Consider the following 19870-nt stretch of genomic DNA (forward strand, 5'->3'; position numbering starts at 1 on the left):
ATTTGCAAAGATGAGAAAAATCTATTTTGTTTCAAAATAAAACGTAAAAAAAGTATTCCTTAAATGTTATTAGTAGGTGTAATTTTTATTTTATGAAAGGATAAAATAAAGTCTAAAAGTCTTTAAAGTTGAACAGCTGACAGCTTTTGTGTTTCATGAAATTAATAATAATTTGGTGTTTGAACTAATCCTTTTTAGGTAATTCAATAGGCTGATGCGGAAGGATATCCAACATATAGTTTATCCAATTTGTGAAAGCATATTTTTTGTACGTAGCTTGAGGTAAATCAAGATATGGTAACGTTAAAAACGCGGGAATATACTCATAATCAGAATCTTTTTCTATAATAAGTATGTTGTTTTTATTAAAGAAATCATACTTCTTTATATGCGAATTATTCGTGATAAGCTTTTTTTTATACTTTATCGCCTCAAACACTCGGAATGATAAGCCATTATGCACCGTGTTTAGTATATCAACTAAAACAGCTGATTGGCAAACTTTTTGATGATTTTCCATTAGTGGAATTCTCTTATTTGTTACATTTATAACTGATTTTTCATATTTTTTTAAAATATATTTTTTAGTCGTAAATAATGAAATGTCAGCGATGTAATTTGTTTCATTGATTTTGGAAATTAGTTTTCCAATTGGTTTTATACGATTTCTTTTCCAAACGCCCACGAAAAAAACACTTCTTTTTTCTATTTTTTCCAATTGTTCTGGAATATCAAAATAGAAATTAGTTGTAGGTAAAAAAGATTCTGCGACGTCCTTAGGGTCAAAAACAAAAAATCGATCAAAATATTTTACCACTTTTCTTACATCGGGAAAAACATTTAATCCGTCCCATTGATAAGCAACCATTTTTTTGGATTTGGTTTTCAGATTTTGCAAAAAATGTTCTGGGTAGATATCGGGACGAATTAAAAGCACATAATCGGCTTTTCTATGTAAAGCGTCAATTTTTTCATTTATTTCTTGTTCAACTAAAGCAAAACGGACTCTTTTTTTGTGAGAATTGTCATTAAAAAATGCCTTTCTAAAAGTATTTTTTAATTTATCTTTTAATGAACTGTATTTATAGTTTAGAGAAATAGATACATCTATAACCTCAAAACCTAAAAAAATCAAATTATCGATGATTTTCTGATTAAAGAAATCAGCAGGAGCTCCGAAAATGATGGTTTTGTTTGTCATATTTATCTATTTTTGAATTTGATTTATTTGTTCCTTTTCAAATGGGATTAAAGTAAATAAGAAGAATAACCCGCAGATGGGATACCCTAAAACGTCTTCGGTTAAATTAAAAATTAGAAAGGCTAGAAAGACGTATATTCCGAGTAAATGCTCGTACTTAATCCCTGTGTATATTGCATAAAAATGAAATAATAACAACAAAATTAAGCCAATGATTCCTTGATTTACCATTGCTGACAAAAATATATTATGGAGTTTATTAAATTCATAATTGACGCTTTGTATTACTTCAATTTCATAGTTAGCACCACCCCCTATCCAAAAATGTTGTGGGAAGAATTGTATAGCAGCATTGTTCATAGTATGCCTTATCTCATCGTTAAAATAAGGAGTTTCAGTAAAAATCCAATAACAACTCAATATTCCTAAAATGGTGATTATGGTTGTGTAAATAAAAATTGGACCTCGGGAATTAATTTTTTTCATTAATTCAACCCAAATGAATAATCCTGTAAAAAAGACAATACCAATCATTGCTACACGTGCTTGTATCATAAAAGAAACACAAGCGAGTAAAACAGCATATAAGCTAATGTGTTCTATAGAAATGAGTTTTTGTTTTTTTTCTTTGTACAGCCAATAGCCTAAAACTCCTACAATGAAAAGCCCCCAACCAATGATGCTTTGATGGAAGGTCTCGCTCCATCTGAGAATTTCATAGTGATTTGTGCCAGGAGCTAAGTAGCTTTTTGAAAAAGATAAAAAAGAAAAAAGAGGTTTTTGGTGATATTTCACTAAACACACATAAGCTATTACATTTAAAGAAAGCAGACTTAGGAAGGCTGTGAACACAGGATAAATGAATATATAAATTTCTTCTCTCTTCCATCGGTAAAAACAACTTAATAATGGAACAGCTAAAAATAGCACAAAATAATCAATGTGTTTAAATGCTTCAGATGTGTTGGTCGCCCAAAAAATACTTGCAAAGACAAAAAGAATAAAAATAAGCAACGATTTCATAATGATGTGAAATCCAATGTATTGTCTTTTGTAGAGTCCGTATAGTAACATTAATGAGAAAAGAACAATGCTCAAACCTAAGACCATTTTGTGTTTGTAAGGGTAAATCATTACAATAGTCGAAGCAAACAGCAAGAAAAAAACTCTTATTTTATCAATATTTTTAAATAAAACCTTTCTTTTGAGCCAAATATCTGCAAAAGTAATAAGCATAATGCCTACCAAAGCTATTTTAAAAAAAATATTTAACGTCTTTTCTGATGCATATAAATTAAATTCTGAAGGAATAAAATAATAAATAAAAGCTCCTAACAGCAGAAAAACATTTGTGTAAAGAGCAAAGTTGTTTGATGTTACTTTACTCGTTATTTTTTTGATATTCATATACTTTTGCTAAGCATGAAAATTTATATTGTGATTTTAGTACGGCAAATATAAATCCTCTTTTTCCGTCTAAAAATCCTTTTTTAATAAAATAAAATTTAATAAACCAAAATAAAGGAGAACATATTAGTAAAAACCAAGTTATTTTTTTATCTTTTTTGCGTACTATCTCGGCTGTACTATATGTGTTGTTTTTTTGTAAAATGGTTGTTATCGAATCATTTGCTAAATGTTCTGAAGCTAAATTGGTTTGGTTTCTTGGTACTTTTACAATTTTTCCTTGTACCTTTACGGTTGAATGAACTTCAGGTGGCCAAAAAGCACCTTCTTTGCGAAAGAAACGTAGCTTATGGTCAGGATAAGCCGATCTTATCCATTTGTTTATGAAATAATTTTTAAACGGAATATAAACCCCTCCTAAATCTGGCATTTCAATGATATTGTATAAATATTCCTTTAATTTAGGAGGAACAGTTTCATCAGCATCAATTACCAAAATCCATTCGTTTTTAGCTTGACTAATAGCAAAATTCCGAGCAGGTTCAGCATAACCTGTGTTTTGGTGATAAACAATTTTACAATTATACTTTGTTGCGATATCGATAGTTTTGTCCGTACTATACATATCACAAACTACAATTTCATCAAAATCTTTTACAGTTTCAAGAACTGCTTGTAAGTGTTTTTCGGCATTGTATGTGTTAATAACTACTGATATTTTCATTCAGCTTTTAGTTTTATAAATTGGATTTGTGTAATCTTTTTAAAAAGTAAAAAGTTCCGTGAAATATTTTGTATTTGAATTTAAAAATATCGAGTTTCAGGAACTTTTAGCAAAATTACATCAAAAAAACTTTATGATAGCTTTTGTAATTCGACATTGAGGGTTAATCACATGCCTGAACTAATTGGCTACTTCACTAATAAATTTAATTCGATAGATTCGTAGTTCGTCATCTTCATAATCACCGTCAAATTCTTTCGATGCGATCGAAATTTTATCCGATTCCGCCTCCATGAAATAGTCGTGCAACTCTTCTTGTTGTTCTTCATCAAAGATTTCGTCAACCCAATAGTTGATGTCCAGTTTCGTGCCACTGTAAACGATTTGTTCTAATTCTTTCAGGAATTCGTCCATCTCCAAGCCCTTTGCCTTTGCAATGTCGGGTAATGGTAGTTTTCGGTCAACATTTTGGATGATATACAGTTTTAGCGATGAATTGGATCCTGTTGTACGAACGATCAGGTCATCAGCTCGTAAGATGTCGTTATCTTTGACATATCTGGCGATAAGTTCTACAAATTCAGCACCGTATTTTTTGGCTTTTCCATCTCCAACACCGTGAACGTTAGTAAGTTCTGAAATTGTGATAGGGTATTTCAACGCCATATCCTCTAACGAAGGATCTTGGAATACTACAAAAGGAGGTACTCCTTTCTTCTTAGCTACTTTCTTGCGCAAATCTTTGAGCATACCCAGAAGCACTTCGTCAGCTACTCCGCTACTCGAATTGTTATTTTCCTCAGGTTCTTCCTCGTAAACATGGTCTTCTGTCATCATAAATGAAGGAACGTTTTTTAAAAAATCTTTTCCTTTTTCAGTGACAAACATGACTCCATAGCTTTCTATATCCTTGTATATAAGTCCATTAACCATAACCTGTCGCAATAAAGCCATCCAGTAGAGATCATCTTTTTCTTTTCCAATACCAAAGAATGCCTGTTCATCAATTTTATGAGATTTAATCAATGCGCTTACTTTCCCAACTAGGACATTAACCAATTCTTTAGCCTTGAATTTTTGTTTGGTAGAAAGGATAACATTTAGTAATTTAACCACATCATCTTTGGCCTCAATTTTAGTCTTTGGATAGCGGACGTTATCATCCATATTAGCACCTTCACCATTTACTTCGTCAAATTCTTCCCCAAAATAATGGAGTATGAATTTACGTCTTGAACTTGAGGTTTCGGCATAAGCAACGATATCTTGCAGCAGAGCCTGTCCAATTTCTTGTTCAGCGATGGGTTTGCCGACCATGAATTTCTCTAATTTTTCAACATCCTTATAGGAATAGAAAGCCAAGCAATGTCCTTCGCCTCCATCACGTCCAGCACGTCCCGTTTCTTGGTAGTAACTTTCGATGCTTTTTGGAATGTCATGGTGAATCACAAAACGAACATCAGGTTTATCGATTCCCATACCGAAAGCGATGGTTGCGACAACCACTTCCACTTCTTCCATCAAAAACATATCCTGATGTTTGGCACGTGTTTTGGCATCTAATCCTGCGTGATACGGAACGGCGGTGATACCATTCACTTGTAGCATTTGAGCCAATTCTTCCACTTTTTTTCTACTCAAACAGTAAATAATTCCCGATTTTTTGCTGTTTTGTTTCACAAAGCGGATAATGTCAGTGTCCACATTTTTGGTTTTTGGACGTACTTCGTAATATAAATTAGGTCGGTTGAACGATGATTTAAATACATTTGCCTCGGACATACCCAAGTTTTTCAAGATGTCTTCCTGAACTTTAGGTGTTGCGGTGGCTGTCAGAGCTACTACAGGGATGCCATTTCCTAAACGGTCAATGATGGTTCGTATGTTTCTATATTCAGGTCTGAAATCATGTCCCCATTCTGAGATACAATGAGCCTCGTCCACGGCAACAAAAGATATTGGTATGGTTTTTAAGAAGTTAGCATATTCGTCTTTGATTAATGATTCTGGAGCAACATAAAGTAATTTAGTTTTTTTGCTACTGATGTCGTCCATAACTTCTCGGATTTCGCCTTTTGTTAAAGATGAATTTAGAACGTGAGCCACACTATCGGTCGACGAAACTCCACGAATGGCATCTACTTGGTTTTTCATCAATGCAATCAAAGGAGAAATTACGATAGCTGTACCTTCTAAAACCAAGGCAGGAAGTTGATAACACAAAGATTTCCCACCACCGGTGGGCATAATAACGAAAGTATTTTCTTTGTTGATGACACTTTGTATTATTTCTTGTTGATGTCCTTTAAAACTATCAAACCCAAAATAATGCTTTAGAGCACTCTGTAAATCATTTTTAGCTAATTCCATTTAATCGTATCTATATTTTATCTAACTTTGCAAACATAAAAGTACAACTTTTTTTTTAATTGACAATAAAAAAACGAAAAAAATTAATGGATACAGATAAAATTATTGAAATCGCTCGAGTAACAATTGAAGAAGAAGCGAAATCTATTCTAAAATTATATGATTTTGTAGATGAAAATTTTGTAAAATCGGTCGATTATATATTAAAATCAAAGGGACGAGTTGTTGTTACAGGAATAGGTAAAAGTGCTATTATTGCCAGTAAAATTGTAGCAACAATGAACTCAACAGGAACTCCCGCCATATTCATGCATGCTGCCGATGCCATTCATGGTGACCTGGGAATCATTCAGGAGGATGACGTGGTTATATGTATTTCAAAAAGTGGAAATACACCCGAAATCAAAGTGCTTGTACCTTTGCTTAAGCGAGGGAAAAATAAACTCATAGCGATTACTTCAAATAAAACTTCCATTTTAGCTCAACAAGCAGATGCTATTTTGTATGCTCATGTTGAAAAAGAGGCGTGTCCGAACAATTTGGCTCCTACAACTAGTACCACTGCTCAATTGGTTTTAGGAGATGCTTTGGCTGTATGTTTATTAAAAATGAAAAACTTTGGTAGTAGTGATTTCGCTAAATATCATCCTGGTGGAGCTTTAGGCAAACGACTCTATTTGAAAGTATCCGATATTGTGGTTAACAATCAAAAACCGCAGGTGTCACCAACTACTGACATCAAAAAAGTGATTGTTGAAATATCCGAAAAAATGTTAGGTGTGACTGCAGTCGTTGAAAATGAGCGAATTATGGGAATAGTTACTGATGGGGATATACGCCGAATGCTCAGCAAAACTGATACGGTAAGCGGACTTACAGCTCAGGATGTCATGACTTTGAACCCAAAAACAATTCAAGCTGATACTTTAGCCATTGATGCTCTTGAGATTATGGAGTCCAATAAAATCACACAATTGTTAGTTACGGAAGGTAATATATATATAGGTGTAGTGCATTTACATAATCTGATTCAAGAGGGAATCATTTAGGTTTGATAAATTCGAACTATTTTGATGTATTTTAATTAACTACAACGGAACTATGTTTTTAAAAAATGTAATTACTGATGTTTTGGAGCAATATGCAATGGTGATAGAGCGAATTATTTTCGTCACATCTGGTAAGCGTCCGGCATTATTTCTAAAAAAATATTTTGCTGAACAAACCACAAAGGTCTCAATAGCTCCAGAATTTATCAGTATTGCTGAATTGTTACAGCAAATTTCAGGAGTTCAAGAGGTTGGTAATCAGCAACTTTTGTTTGAGCTTTATGAAACATACCGAAATACCTGTCAAACAACTCCCGATGATTTTGAAACCTTTATAGGGTGGGGACAAACACTATTGAAAGATTTTAGTGATATTGACCATTATTTGGTACAATCCGAGAAAATTTTCCCATATATTCACGCTTTGAAAGAAGCAGAACATTGGTCTGGTTTTGAAAAACAAACCGAAATGCAACAAAAATATTTGGATTTTTGGAATACACTTGGCGATTATTATTTCGCTTTTAATGAAAAATTAAACGATAGAAATCACGGATATGCAGGTTTTGTTGCAAAAAAAGCAGTCGAAAAATTACCTAAATACATACAAGAAAACAGCCATAAAATACATATTTTCGTTGGATTTAATGCTCTTTCAAAAGCAGAACAGCAAGTAGTCCAATCCATTTTAATGGATACCGAATCTGAGATATATTGGGACATAGACAAGTACTTCATGGATAATGTTCACCATGATGCAGGATATTTCATTCGTAAATATAAGAACAACTGGAGGTATTATAATCAAAGAAAGAAAGAGTTTAAATGGCTCACTAGCAGTTATGAAGAGTCTAAAAATATTGAAATTATAGGAGTTCCTAAGAGTGTTAATCAGGCTCATACGGTAGCTGGATTGCTACGAGAAATACCTCACAGTAATATGGAACGAACAGCTTTAGTCATTGGAGATGAACATTTATTAATCCCTGTACTACAGTCTATTAGTTCGGATATTCCAGTGAACGTAACGATGGGATACCCCTTGCAACAAACACCGTTGAATGATTTGTTTGTCGCTTTTTTCAGGCTACACCTATCGAAAAGTTACCGTTACAAAGATGTATTACATCTATTTACACAACCATTTCTTCAAGAAGTGTTTTCAGGCAAAGGAATTTCTCAAATTATTCAACATATCAAGGAGAAAAATCTGACATATTTGTCGAAAGCAAAATTAATGGAAATCACTCCTGATGAAGACAAGGAAATTATGGAAGTTCTTTTTCCAGAGAAAACCGATGATTATGTTACTGATTTGATAAACAGTGCTTTAAATATAATATACAGAATTAAGAACGCTGTAGAATCTGATAAGAATGAGAATATACTTGGTTTGGAATACGCCTATCGTTTTTATCAGTTATTCAATCAGTTACAGACTTTACAAGGGAAATATGGCTATATAGATTCTGTAAAAACCTTGTATCATTTCTATTTAGACATATTGCAAAAAAGTTCCTTAAATTTTGAAGGAGAACCATTGGAAGGTTTACAAGTGATGGGGGTATTGGAAAGTCGTAGTTTGGATTTCGATAATATTATAATAACATCTGTAAATGAAGGGGTTATGCCAATGGGAAAGAGTGGGAATTCCTTAATTCCTTATGACGTAAAATTTCATTTAGAGATGCCTACCTACAAAGATAAGGATGCTATTTATAGTTATAATTTTTATCGTATGTTACAGAGTGCCAAAAACATATATTTAATTTATGACACTGAAAATGGTAGTTTGAAAAGTAAAGAAAAAAGCCGATTTATCCTGCAATTGTTGTCAGAAAGGAATCCTAACCACAGGATTCAATATCAGGTGAAGGCTCCTGAGGTGTATCCCGCAAAAGGTTCTATGTTACAGATACCGAAAACTGAAGCTGTTTTTCAGCGGTTGAGGGAAATGGCTGATAAAGGGTTATCTCCTTCAGCTATAACAAATTATATATTAAACCCACGAATATTTTACCAACAAAATGTACTGCAAGTTTATGAAGAGCGTGATGTAGAAGAAACTATCGAAGCTCGAACTTTTGGGGATATTGTTCACGAAGTTTTAGAAACGCTGTACAAACCTTTTTTAAATACACCTCTTAAACAGCATCATTATATTGAAATGCAATCGAAATTGGAGGCTCTAATCGAAGAGAAATTCGTTAAATATTACAAAAATGAAGATTTTAAATTAGGTAAAAACTTATTGATTTTCAATGTAATACATAGTTATTTGAAACGGTTTTTAGATCTTGAACAGCAAGAAGTTGAGAAAGGTACCGAATTGGTTGTTTTGCATTTGGAAGAAAAAATCAGAGTGCCTTTTGTGAGTGATAAATTACCTTTCCCTGTTTATATAAAAGGAATTATTGACCGTATTGATATGCGTGATGGCGTGTTGCATATTATTGATTATAAGACAGGTATAGTAGAAGAAAACGCTGTAGGAATTGCTGATTGGCATTTGCTAGTAACTGATTTCAAGTATAGCAAAGCATTTCAGTTATTGAGTTATGCATACATGTATCAGCAACGTTTTGGCTATCAGGAATGTATGATTGTAGGAAATATCTCTTTTAAGAGGCTCAATATGGGGTTGATAAAGTTCCATACTAAAGAAAAAGTAGGAAGAACATATGTGAAAGATTATAATATAAACTCTTTTATATTAGACAGTTACAAAGAATATACAGAAGCTTTATTAGCTGAGATTTTCGATATATCAATTCCTTTTACAGAAAAAGAGTAGGGCAAAAGCTGAATTTTACAGTTTGGTAGCAAATACAATCGTAGGTCATATGAAATTAGAATATAAAAAACTGAAAATTAAATGAATGAAAATGTTAAAATACAATTTTTAAAAGATTTATCAAGGAATAACAATCGAGAGTGGTTTGCTGAACATAAATCGGAATATGATGCTATTGCTAAGGATAATAAAATCTTTTTTCAAGAGATTTTACAACGATTGCGACAGCATGATGACATTACGGATATGCATATTTTCCGAATTTACAAAGATGTACGTTTTTCAAAAGATAAATCACCTTATAAAACTAATTTTGGAGCTTCATTTACTCGAAGAAAGCCTGAACTTAGAGGTGGTTATTATATTCATATAGAGCCTAATAACTCATTTGTAGGAGGTGGATTTTGGAATCCGAATAAAGAAGATACTTTTCGCATTCGTAAGGAATTTGAGATGGATGATCAACCCATTCGTGAAATAATAGCAGACATGAAGTTTCAAAAATATTTTGGTAATATTCAAGCTTTTGACACTCTAAAAACAGCTCCCAAAGGTTTTGAGAAAGACCTCCCAGCAATTGATCTTATTAGGATGAAACATTGGGTGGTAAAACGAAATTTTTCAGATGAAGATGTTGAAAATGAATATTTTTTAAACGAAGTAATAGATACTTTTTTGGCAATGCGTCCGTGGTTTGACTATATGAGTGAAGTGTTAACCACTGATTTGAATGGAGAAAGTATCTTATAGTGAAAACCAATGTCTTTTATAATTTTGTTAGAGATTTAAAAAAACTACTATTTTGATTTCTTGGATATTAAATACAATTCCTCGTCCGTGGCTCATCAAAATGAGTTATTGGGTACGTCCTTTTTTGAGTTTATGGTATCGAGGCAATCGGTACAAAGATCCTATCGACGGTAAAAGATTTCGTAAATTTTTACCTTATGGTTACGGCGTTCAGCGACCTAATGTGCTCTCGCCATCAACACTTTCATTGGAGCGACATCGGTTGTTGTGGCTCTATTTGACCAATGAAACAAATCTTTTAGAGCAGAAAATCAGAGTTTTGCATGTAGCTCCTGAACAAGCTTTTTATAGACGATTTAAAAAAAATCCACATTGGGATTATGTAACTACTGATTTGTACTCGCCTCTTGCTGATGTGAAAGCAGATTTATGCAATTTACCTTTTGAAGACAATTCGTTTGATTTGGTTTTGTGTAATCATGTTTTGGAGCATATTCCTGATGACATAAAGGCTATGAATGAATTGTTTAGAATAATGAAAAAAGGGGGAATGGGAATTTTTCAGATTCCGTTGGATGTAAACAGAACTCTTACATTTCAGGATGATAGCATTACGGATCCTGTTGAACGTACACGTATTTTTGGGCAGTATGACCATGTTCGAATCTATGGCATGGATTATTTTGATACGTTGCGAAAAATTGGTTTTCAGGTTGAGGAAAATAGATACGCCCAACGATTGAGTATGTCCGAAATTGAAAAATATCGCATTGTGAAAGATGAAATATTACCAATTTGTAGGAAATTATGATTCATACACTGAGATTTAAGAGAGAAGTAATATGTCGAAAAATAAATTTTATGTAGTTTGGGAAGGTAGAGAGAAGGGTATTTTTTCTTCATGGGATAAATGTAAAAAAGCAGTAGAGAACTATCCAAAAGCTAAATATAAAGGATTTGTAACCAAAGAGTTAGCTCAACAAGCCTTTCTTATGGGGTATCAAGTGTATAAGAAAAGTACATTGGCAAAATCAACTGTATCCCAAGTAGCGATGGCAAATGTTGGAAAGCCGAAACTTCCTTCCATTTCAGTGGATGCTGCCTGTAGTGGCAATCCAGGAGTGATGGAATACCGAGGAGTTCATACAGCTACAAAAGAAGAAATTTTTAGATTGCCACCAATGGAAGACGGAACTAACAATATTGGAGAATTCCTCGCTATAGTTCACGCATTGGCATTGATGAAGAAAAATAATCAAACAATGCCTATCTACACTGATAGTCAGATAGCAATTAAATGGATTCACCAAAAAAAATGTAAAACAAAACTCAAAGAAACTCCAAAAAATGAAAAGATTTTTGAACTTATTGATCGAGCCGAATGTTGGTTGGAACAAAATACCTATCTAAATCCTATCCTGAAATGGGAAACTAAATTTTGGGGAGAAATTCCTGCTGATTTTGGAAGAAAAGGTTAGGGTAGGAGTGTACGAAAGTTAAAGTTAGTTAAAGTTTATTTTTTTTGTAACTTATTTAAAGAAAGTTACGTATAACGAAGTAAATGGATATGTTTTTTAAACCTTAATCAGAATGAGACAGTTAAAAATCACCAAGCAGGTAACCAATAGGGAGACAGCCTCTCTTGATAAATATCTTCAAGAAATTGGAAAAGTAGATTTGATTACAGCCGATGAAGAAGTAGAGTTGGCACAACGCATTAAAGCAGGCGATACAATTGCTTTGGAGAAACTGACCAAAGCAAACTTGCGTTTTGTTGTTTCTGTAGCTAAACAATATCAAAATCAAGGGCTTACACTTCCTGATTTGATTAACGAAGGGAATTTGGGACTCATTAAAGCGGCGCAACGTTTTGATGAAACACGTGGTTTTAAATTTATTTCCTATGCCGTTTGGTGGATTCGTCAATCTATATTACAAGCCTTGGCAGAGCAGTCCAGAATCGTTCGATTACCGTTGAACAAGATAGGGTCTATAAATAAAATCAATAAGATGTATGCCTATTTGGAACAAGCTCATGAGCGAGTGCCATCGGCTGAGGAAATTGCCAAAGAATTGGATATGTCGGTGAATGATGTGAAAGAATCAATGAAAAATGCAGGTCGCCACATTTCTATGGATGCTCCTTTGGTTGAAGGGGAGGACTCAAATTTGTACGATGTATTGCGAAGCAATGAGTCACCAAATCCAGACAGAGAGCTTATTTTAGATTCGTTACGTACCGAAATTGAACGCGCATTGGAAACATTGACACCTCGTGAGGCAGATGTTATTCGTCTTTATTTTGGTTTGGGAGACCAACATGCAATGACTTTGGAAGAAATTGGTGAAACCTTTGAACTTACCCGAGAACGTGTACGACAAATTAAAGAAAAAGCTATACGGCGACTCAAACATACTTCAAGAAGTAAAATATTAAAAACATATTTAGGATAATAAAACAATAGAAAGCCAAGTAATGAAATACATATCTACTTGGTTTTTTATTTTCCTCAAAATTAATAAAAAAGAAAATAATGGATGGCAGATATTCAACTTATAACGGATTCTATTTTGACTCAGAAAACAAAACACTTACAAACTGTTGGGGTAGTGATCAGCAAGATCTTTTTGGTGGATATGCCTACTTATTCGAAATACAAAAAACATTTGGAAGTAGCTCGGCATACTCTTTTGGAAGTTAAGAAAGAATCAGATGTGTATTACGAAAAAAAGGCTTTAGAAAAAGGAGGGCAACGCTCTGATTTTTTTGAAATTACGATTGATTTACAAAGACTTGAGCATTCAGGGAACCCAATAACTCCAGCTGAGTTCATGGGATGGCAATATGACATAACCACGCAAAAATTACTTGTAAGAGGTCAAAAATATTTCTTAAATAATTATTTTTTTCATGACACTATAGAATCGAGTGAAAATATCGTTAAAACTTTTACTCACTTACCTGATGGTTTTGCTTATGCGGTTTTGAATCCGCCACATTCTCTTCAAGTAGGGAAAAATATTTTTGAGAAAGGAAGTTACTTTTTAGATTTCTGTCAAACTTTGTTCACAGATATAGAAAGACTGGAAATTTATCAATGGAGTGATGATACTTCCAATTTTTTTGATGCAGGAAAAGAATGGTGGGGAACGTTTTTTTATACCGTTTACAACCCAATTCAAAATATCTATATAGGCATTGTTGCTTCATCAACAGATTGAAAAAATATTTTATGAGGAGTATCCCATAATCTGTGTAAGTTGAAAAGTTATTCTGAAATTTTTTGAGCCCTTAAAAGCTCAAAAAAAATTTCGGAAATAACTTTTTAACTATTTTTGACCCATAATTTAAACAGATATGATTAACAAGGAAGAATTGCTCAACAGCAAAGAATTTTACAAGTCATTTAAGACTGCTGAGGACTTGACAGGTTTCTTTAAAGAGCTCCACAAAAAAGCGGTGGAACATATGCTCAATGCCGAACTCGAGGTTCACTTGGACAACGAAAAACACGACAAAACTAAAGATGGAAATTATCGTAACGGACACACTTCCAAGAAGATAAAAACTTCCTTTGGCGAAGAACAAATCCAAGTTCCTAGGGATAGAGACGGTAGTTTTAACCCAATGTTAGTCCCTAAACGCAAGAACGTTATCGATGGTTTGGAAAACATCATCGTATCGTTCTATGCCAAAGGAATGAGCGTGAGCGACATCGAAGAACAAATCCAAGAAATGTACGGCTTTGAAGTATCAACTTCCACAATATCAAGGATTACCAATGCGGTTACCAATGAAATGGTCGCTTGGCAGAACCGCCCGTTGGACGAGCTGTATCTGATTGTTTGGATGGACGGCATCGTTTTTAAAGTTCGTGAGAACTCAAAAGTTGTCAACAAAACCATTTACCTTGCTGTGGGCTTGAATCGAGAGGGAAAAAAGGAAGTTTTAGGAATGTGGCTCGGAAAGAATGAAAGTTCCGCCTTTTGGATGAGCGTTCTCACTGATTTAAAGGCTCGTGGAGTGGAAGATATTCTCATTACTGCCACCGATAATTTAAACGGATTTACGCAAACCATTCGCACGGTTTTTCCCCAATCACAAACGCAAATATGTGTGGTTCATCAGATTAGGAATGCTTGTAAGTATGTGGTTTACAAAGACAGAAAAGAATTTACAGCCGATATGAAACACATTTATACTGCCCCTAACAAGGAAGCTGCCAAGGTTGCTTTGGAGGATTTTGCCCAAAAATGGGAGTCAAAATACGGCTATGCTATCAAATCTTGGTATGACAATTGGGACGAATTGACCGTATTTTTCGATTTTCCGTTAGAGATAAGAAAAATTATTTACACAACCAATCTTATTGAGAATCTGAATGGTAAGATTCGGAAATACACCAAAAACAAGCTGTCTTTCCCAACAGACGAAGCTGTGCAAAAGTCCGTTTTCTTGGCTTTGAGAGAAGCTACCAAAAAGTGGAGTATGCCTATCCAAAATTGGGGGATTGTCTTAAACCAATTTATGCTTATATTTGCACAAAGACTCAAACTATAAAAACTTAACCCCAACTTTTTAACTTACACACTTAGAGGGATAGTGTCATTTTATGAAATTAAACAAAGGTTATACAGAATTCTCGTATAACCTTTGTTTGTAATTAATTTTTCTGCTCCTTATTAAAATAAACCAAATAGTAATACATCTGTTTTTCCTCGTCCCAGCCCTTTTCGATAAACCTTTCAGCCGATTCAGGATTCACAAAATCCATACGAATTTGAATGTTGGTATCCAGATCAATTACGTTTTTAATTTTTTTCCGTGCTTCTGTAACGGCTTTATTCGCAATAGGAAAGTTGGATACGTCTTCGATATTGTATTTTGGTCCTTTTTCCACCTTATAATGTTTAAATTCGGGTATAAACTCAGGATTGTCAAGAACTTCGTTCATAAAAGCAGTTTCTTCAAACTCGTCATTTTTTGCGAAATAGTTGATGGCTCTATTCATGAAAAGTACCTCTTGTTGCTTGTCTTCGGCAGGTAGTATTACATCTTTAGCAAAATCTTGGCTGAATTTCAAATATTTTTTGGTGTAAAAATTTTCATCGATAAGAGCATCTACCCCTAAGAAATTTTCCAGCCAATACTTGGTGTCATAACGATTGCTATCCACCGAAAGTACCTTATATCCTTCCTCTTTGTTGACGTTGAAAATGATACAACCTTTATCCAACTTGTGGATATTTACCCCCTCTTGGATAATAATATCCAATTGGTTCTGATTTTCTTCAAACTGTAAAAAGCTATGTTTCATCTCCGATTTGAAAATCCCAACAGCGGTTACCTTTTGGTTATCCAGATAGATGTCATGTAGTAAAGATACATACAACTCACCGCTTTTAATATGCGGATGACTTGATTGTCTGTATAAATGCTGAGCTATCTCTTTAGATACTTGGTGTATTGTATTTTCATTGTCAAAAATTTTGGATACAAGTTGGAACAATTCATTAAATTCCACGTCCGCTTCATGTGAAAATCGGAAGTAATTTTCCTCTTTCTCACGGAAAGGCTTGAAAAAATATTCCTTTAATAACCCGATGATTTCGTCATTCAATGAATAAGGTTGTTCCGATAAAAATAGCGGTTCATTTTTGCTTTGATTTCCAACGCGATGTATAGAAAGGCTGTCAATGTGAGTGGTGTAAAGATTTAGCATAAATTTTTAATACTTTTCTGAAACAAAACAGATTTTTTGATTAATATTTGGTTATAAAATAGCTAAATATTGCTTTATTTTTTAGTTTAGAAGCAATGATCAATAATAATCTTCCTCTCTGAAGTTTTCATAATCCTCCTCATCCATATCAAAATCGTTGAATTCATCATCGAATTCATTAAAATTCTCAGCTTCAAATAATTTTTCAGGAGCTTCTGCAGGAATTGTTCCATGAGAGAAAAGCAATGCAGGATATGACACTCCATTTTCATACTCATCCGCAATTTCAACCAGTTCTACGAAGAATGTCCACATTGAGAAAAAGTCATATACATAGAGTAACTTAGGTTCTTCTTCGCTCACTACAGAATCAATAGAGGTTTCCTCCATCAGACGAATTTCTCCGCTTTCTGAAAGGTCAAAAAGAGTAATTTCTTCACCTTGATTCCAGTCCTCATCAGTCAAGTAAAACGAAGCCATCTCATCTCCTGCAAATCCAAAAGACTGCACGATAATGTTGTGAAGATCCTCCAGTGTGGCATCTCCTTCAATGGCGATGTCTCGAAAAACATCTTCTTTTACATCAAGTATAATTCTAAATTTATATATCATTCGTTTATTAATTATTTATCCTTCCATTTTCTTGCTAAAAGCGTGTTTTTCAATAACATAGCAATTGTCATTGGGCCTACACCTCCTGGAACTGGGGTAATGTAGTCCGCCTTGTCTTTAACTTGTTGAAAATCAACGTCTCCTACAATACGATACCCTTTTGGAGCGTTTGCATCTTCAAGGCGAGTAATTCCTACATCAATAACAGTTACGCCCTCTTTAACCATATCTCCTTTTAAAAATTCAGGAATGCCTAATGCCATTACAATAATGTCAGCTTGTTTTGTAATTTCCTTGATATTAGGAGTATAACTATGCGTTAGAGTAACAGTTGCATTTCCTGGATTTCCTTTTTGACTAAGCAAAATACTCATTGGACGACCAACAATGTGTGAACGTCCAACCACTACCACATGCTTTCCTTTGGTTTCTACGTTGTAGCGTTTGAGTAGTTCCATAATTCCAAAAGGTGTCGCAGGGATGAAAGCCTCCATATCTAAAGCTATTTTTCCGAAGTTTGCAGGGTGAAATCCATCAACATCTTTCTCAGGGTCAACGGCTAACAATATTTTTTGACTGTCGATGTGTTTCGGTAATGGTAACTGAACGATATATCCGTCAATTTCAGGATTTTTGTTTAATTCGTTGATTTTTTGTAATAACTCCACCTCAGTGATTTCTGCAGGAAGGGTTATTAGAGTAGATTCAAAACCGACTTGCTCACAAGCTTTAACTTTGCTTCCAACATACGTTAAACTCGCACCATCGTTGCCTACCAAAATCGCTGCTAAATGAGGAACTTTACCACCTTTAGCTTTGATTTGTTTTACTTCTTCAGCAATTTCTTGCTTGATTTGTTCTGATGTTTTTTTTCCGTCTAATAATTTCATAACATTGTATATTTGGTATAGTAAGTGTACGAAAGGAACATGTGTAAATCTATGAATTACTTCAAGATTTTTGTAGGTTCAAACTAATAAGTATTCAACTTTTCGTACAACCTTTTTGTTTTTATATTGATATAAATCGCTATTTTTTGTACTATAAGAAAAAATTTCGTAATTGGTTTAACGATACAAAATTTTGAAATTTTATTTGTGTATTCGTTCTTTCTATCTCTTTGATAATGTCCTTTAATAATTGGTCTGGGGTTTCTTCGGCTCCAGACAAATTAGCGTCAAAATTAATCCCTACAGCAACGCTATCTTCATACATTCCCAAACACCAAAATTCCATGAATTCGGATAGTTTAATTTTTTCTATTTGATAATCGCTCCATTCGTCTTCTTGACAACTTTTAGCCATCGTTTCTTCTGACCAAAATGGGAAAACAGCAATCGCCTCACCCGTTTCCTCAACAAAAAACTCCGCAGAGGGACATACAGCAACCTCTTTTTTGTTCTTTAAGGCGAAAACGACTTGATTTTTAACGATTTGTTCTATAAAATTTTTATACATTCTTTTGTTCTAATTTTTAAAAACTTTCAAGTTCTAAAACTTTTTTACAATTGATTTTTTAGATAAATTACAGAATGTAACCTCATTTTCAGTTCTATTTCTTCTCCTGTAGTTTGTATTTACAAGAGTTCTCTTTTAATAAAACTCTTTGATATTTTTCAGAATACATACAAATTAACTCCGTCGCTAACTAATTAGATTCTTCCGATTGTCCCATCAACATCAAATAAGCCTTTAAAAAAGCGTCTATTTCTCCATTCATGACACTATCAACATCCGTAGACTCATGAGCAGTGCGTACGTCCTTTATTAATTTGTAAGGGTGCATCACATAGTTTCGTATTTGTGATCCCCATTCGATTTTCATTTTTCCAGCTTCGATTTCATCACGTTTTGCTTGGCGTTTTTTTAATTCAATTTCGTAAAGCTGTGATTTTAAGAGTTGTAAAGCTTTGTTTTTATTGTCCAATTGACTGCGCGTTTCGGAATTTTCAATGATAATTCCAGTGGGATGGTGTCGCAATCGAACAGCGGTTTCTACTTTGTTCACATTTTGTCCACCAGCTCCACTCGAACGCATTGTCTCAAAACTTATATCCGAAGGGTTTATTTCTATTTCGATAGTATCATCTGCCAATGGATACACATATACCGAAGCAAACGAAGTGTGTCGTTTTGCATTGCTATCAAAAGGGGAAATACGCACCAATCGATGTACACCATTTTCTCCTTTTAAATACCCAAAAGCATACTCTCCCTCAATTTCAATGGTAACTGTTTTAATTCCAGCGACATCCCCTTCTTGAAAGTTTAAAGTTTTTACGCTGTATTTCTGATTGTTACACCACATTGTGTACATGCGCAATAGCATTGAAGCCCAGTCACAACTCTCTGTACCTCCAGCTCCTGCAGTGATTTGCAAAACCGCACTCATGGAGTCACCTTCATCAGAAAGCATATTCCGGAATTCCAAATTTTCAATATGATGTAGCGCTTTAGCGTACTGCTCATCTACTTCATCAGCAGAGGCAATTCCTTCTTTTTGAAATTCTAAGAGAATCTCCAACTCGGAGGTTAATGATTCTGACTCCTCATAATCCTCTACCCATTTTTTTTTAGATCGAAGTTCTTTGATTATTTTTTCAGCTTCCTTTGGGTTGTCCCAAAAATTTGGGGCGAATGTTTTCTCTTCTTCATTCGCAATTTCGATGCGTTTACCATCTACGTCAAAGATACCTCCTTAACGCACCCAGGCGATTCACTAAATCCTTAACTTGTTCTGTATTTGTCATTATTCTTTATTTTATACGTTGCCAATATTGGGTTCTTCCTATCAGGGAAAAGCCAACATATCCCCTAACTTTCAGTTTGTTAGTACTTTCTAATGCAATTAAGCATTTATATTCTTTACCTGTTTTTGGATCCAGAATAGTTCCTCCATTCCACTCATTACCATCTTTTTTTAGGTCATTGATAATAATCAATCCCAAATAAGGTTTATTTTTATTGATACCTGAACAGTTGGAACAAATTGCATTTTTGTTTTTCTCTTCGAAAAGTTCAATAATTTTTCCGTAAACTTTTCCGTTTTCCTCGAATATTTCAACAATTGACTTTTCATTTCCTGTTTCATCATCAATTGTTTTCCACTTGCCCATAATGCTTTGCGCTTGAAGCATTACCGTATGTAATAAAACAACTACAAAAGAAAATACTATTCGTTTCATATACAATTGTGTTTTTAGTTGTTGGGACAAATATATGAAAAAAATAGTATTTACG

18 protein-coding genes are annotated in these 19870 nt (G+C 34.0%); 8 read left to right on the top strand and 10 right to left on the bottom strand.

Features of this window, described 5'->3' with window-relative positions; translation table 11 throughout:
- Nucleotides 1–184: 184 nt before the first annotated feature.
- The 4 genes from CGC52_RS10240 to recQ all read right to left on the bottom strand — a co-directional run bounded on the left by CGC52_RS10240 (nucleotide 185) and on the right by recQ (nucleotide 5702).
- Nucleotides 185–1201, bottom strand: coding sequence for a hypothetical protein (locus tag CGC52_RS10240; RefSeq protein ID WP_095894310.1), 1017 nt, complete (start codon nucleotides 1199–1201; stop codon nucleotides 185–187).
- A gap of 6 nt (nucleotides 1202–1207) precedes the next feature.
- Nucleotides 1208–2608 (bottom strand): O-antigen ligase family protein, encoded by a 1401-nt coding sequence (locus tag CGC52_RS10245; protein WP_095894311.1) that lies wholly within the window; start codon nucleotides 2606–2608, stop codon nucleotides 1208–1210.
- Complete coding sequence (locus tag CGC52_RS10250; RefSeq protein ID WP_095894312.1) at nucleotides 2583–3332, bottom strand: glycosyltransferase family 2 protein; 750 nt, start codon at nucleotides 3330–3332, stop codon at nucleotides 2583–2585. Before CGC52_RS10250 ends, CGC52_RS10245 begins: the two co-directional genes overlap by 26 nt.
- 180 nt (nucleotides 3333–3512) lie before the next feature.
- Nucleotides 3513–5702: a DNA helicase RecQ gene (gene recQ / locus CGC52_RS10255; protein WP_095894313.1), complete on the bottom strand. Its 2190-nt coding sequence runs from the start codon at nucleotides 5700–5702 to the stop codon at nucleotides 3513–3515.
- 86 nt (nucleotides 5703–5788) lie between these two features.
- Between recQ and CGC52_RS10260 the strand changes: the two genes are divergently transcribed.
- From CGC52_RS10260 to CGC52_RS10295, 8 genes are all read left to right on the top strand, one after another.
- Nucleotides 5789–6751 (top strand): SIS domain-containing protein, encoded by a 963-nt coding sequence (locus CGC52_RS10260; RefSeq protein ID WP_042344724.1) that lies wholly within the window; start codon nucleotides 5789–5791, stop codon nucleotides 6749–6751.
- Between the two features lie 52 nt (nucleotides 6752–6803).
- Entirely contained in the window at nucleotides 6804–9545 is a 2742-nt protein-coding gene (locus tag CGC52_RS10265; RefSeq protein ID WP_095894314.1) for a PD-(D/E)XK nuclease family protein, read from the top strand.
- Nucleotides 9546–9626: 81 nt separating this feature from the next.
- Nucleotides 9627–10295 carry a DUF2461 domain-containing protein gene (locus CGC52_RS10270; RefSeq protein WP_042346088.1) on the top strand — a complete coding sequence of 223 codons (669 nt, stop codon included), beginning with the start codon at nucleotides 9627–9629 and terminating at the stop codon, nucleotides 10293–10295.
- A gap of 100 nt (nucleotides 10296–10395) precedes the next feature.
- Nucleotides 10396–11106: a class I SAM-dependent methyltransferase gene (locus CGC52_RS10275; protein WP_095894516.1), complete on the top strand. Its 711-nt coding sequence runs from the start codon at nucleotides 10396–10398 to the stop codon at nucleotides 11104–11106.
- Between the two features lie 31 nt (nucleotides 11107–11137).
- Complete coding sequence (locus tag CGC52_RS10280; protein WP_042344712.1) at nucleotides 11138–11773, top strand: viroplasmin family protein; 636 nt, start codon at nucleotides 11138–11140, stop codon at nucleotides 11771–11773.
- Nucleotides 11774–11885: 112 nt separating this feature from the next.
- Nucleotides 11886–12749 carry an RNA polymerase sigma factor RpoD/SigA gene (locus CGC52_RS10285; protein WP_042007932.1) on the top strand — a complete coding sequence of 288 codons (864 nt, stop codon included), beginning with the start codon at nucleotides 11886–11888 and terminating at the stop codon, nucleotides 12747–12749.
- An 84-nt stretch (nucleotides 12750–12833) separates the two neighbouring features.
- Nucleotides 12834–13517 carry a hypothetical protein gene (locus tag CGC52_RS10290; protein WP_095894315.1) on the top strand — a complete coding sequence of 228 codons (684 nt, stop codon included), beginning with the start codon at nucleotides 12834–12836 and terminating at the stop codon, nucleotides 13515–13517.
- A 136-nt stretch (nucleotides 13518–13653) separates the two neighbouring features.
- Entirely contained in the window at nucleotides 13654–14856 is a 1203-nt protein-coding gene (locus CGC52_RS10295) for an IS256 family transposase (protein WP_095893403.1), read from the top strand.
- A gap of 103 nt (nucleotides 14857–14959) precedes the next feature.
- On the opposite strand, the gene CGC52_RS10300 is transcribed toward CGC52_RS10295, so the two are convergent.
- The 6 genes from CGC52_RS10300 to CGC52_RS10325 form a co-directional block, all read right to left on the bottom strand.
- Nucleotides 14960–16018: a nucleoid-associated protein gene (locus CGC52_RS10300; RefSeq protein WP_042344711.1), complete on the bottom strand. Its 1059-nt coding sequence runs from the start codon at nucleotides 16016–16018 to the stop codon at nucleotides 14960–14962.
- 99 nt (nucleotides 16019–16117) lie between these two features.
- Nucleotides 16118–16630, bottom strand: coding sequence for a hypothetical protein (locus tag CGC52_RS10305; protein ID WP_042007930.1), 513 nt, complete (start codon nucleotides 16628–16630; stop codon nucleotides 16118–16120).
- Between the two features lie 11 nt (nucleotides 16631–16641).
- On the bottom strand, nucleotides 16642–17520 hold the full coding sequence (folD, locus tag CGC52_RS10310) for a bifunctional methylenetetrahydrofolate dehydrogenase/methenyltetrahydrofolate cyclohydrolase FolD (RefSeq protein WP_042346091.1): 879 nt from the start codon (nucleotides 17518–17520) through the stop codon (nucleotides 16642–16644).
- A gap of 151 nt (nucleotides 17521–17671) precedes the next feature.
- Nucleotides 17672–18088, bottom strand: coding sequence for a DUF2750 domain-containing protein (locus CGC52_RS10315; RefSeq protein ID WP_042007927.1), 417 nt, complete (start codon nucleotides 18086–18088; stop codon nucleotides 17672–17674).
- A gap of 190 nt (nucleotides 18089–18278) precedes the next feature.
- A protein-coding gene (gene prfB / locus CGC52_RS10320; protein WP_095894316.1) for a peptide chain release factor 2 occupies nucleotides 18279–19380 on the bottom strand; the annotation gives its coding sequence in 2 pieces (ribosomal slippage) (nucleotides 18279–19316 and nucleotides 19318–19380; 1101 coding nt in all).
- A gap of 6 nt (nucleotides 19381–19386) precedes the next feature.
- Nucleotides 19387–19815, bottom strand: a complete 429-nt coding sequence (locus tag CGC52_RS10325; protein WP_042346097.1) for a DUF2147 domain-containing protein — start codon at nucleotides 19813–19815, stop codon at nucleotides 19387–19389.
- Between the last annotated feature and the right edge of the window lie 55 nt (nucleotides 19816–19870).

Source organism: Capnocytophaga sp. H2931 (assembly GCF_002302535.1).
In the GTDB taxonomy this organism is placed as follows: Bacteria; Bacteroidota; Bacteroidia; order Flavobacteriales; family Flavobacteriaceae; genus Capnocytophaga; species Capnocytophaga canis.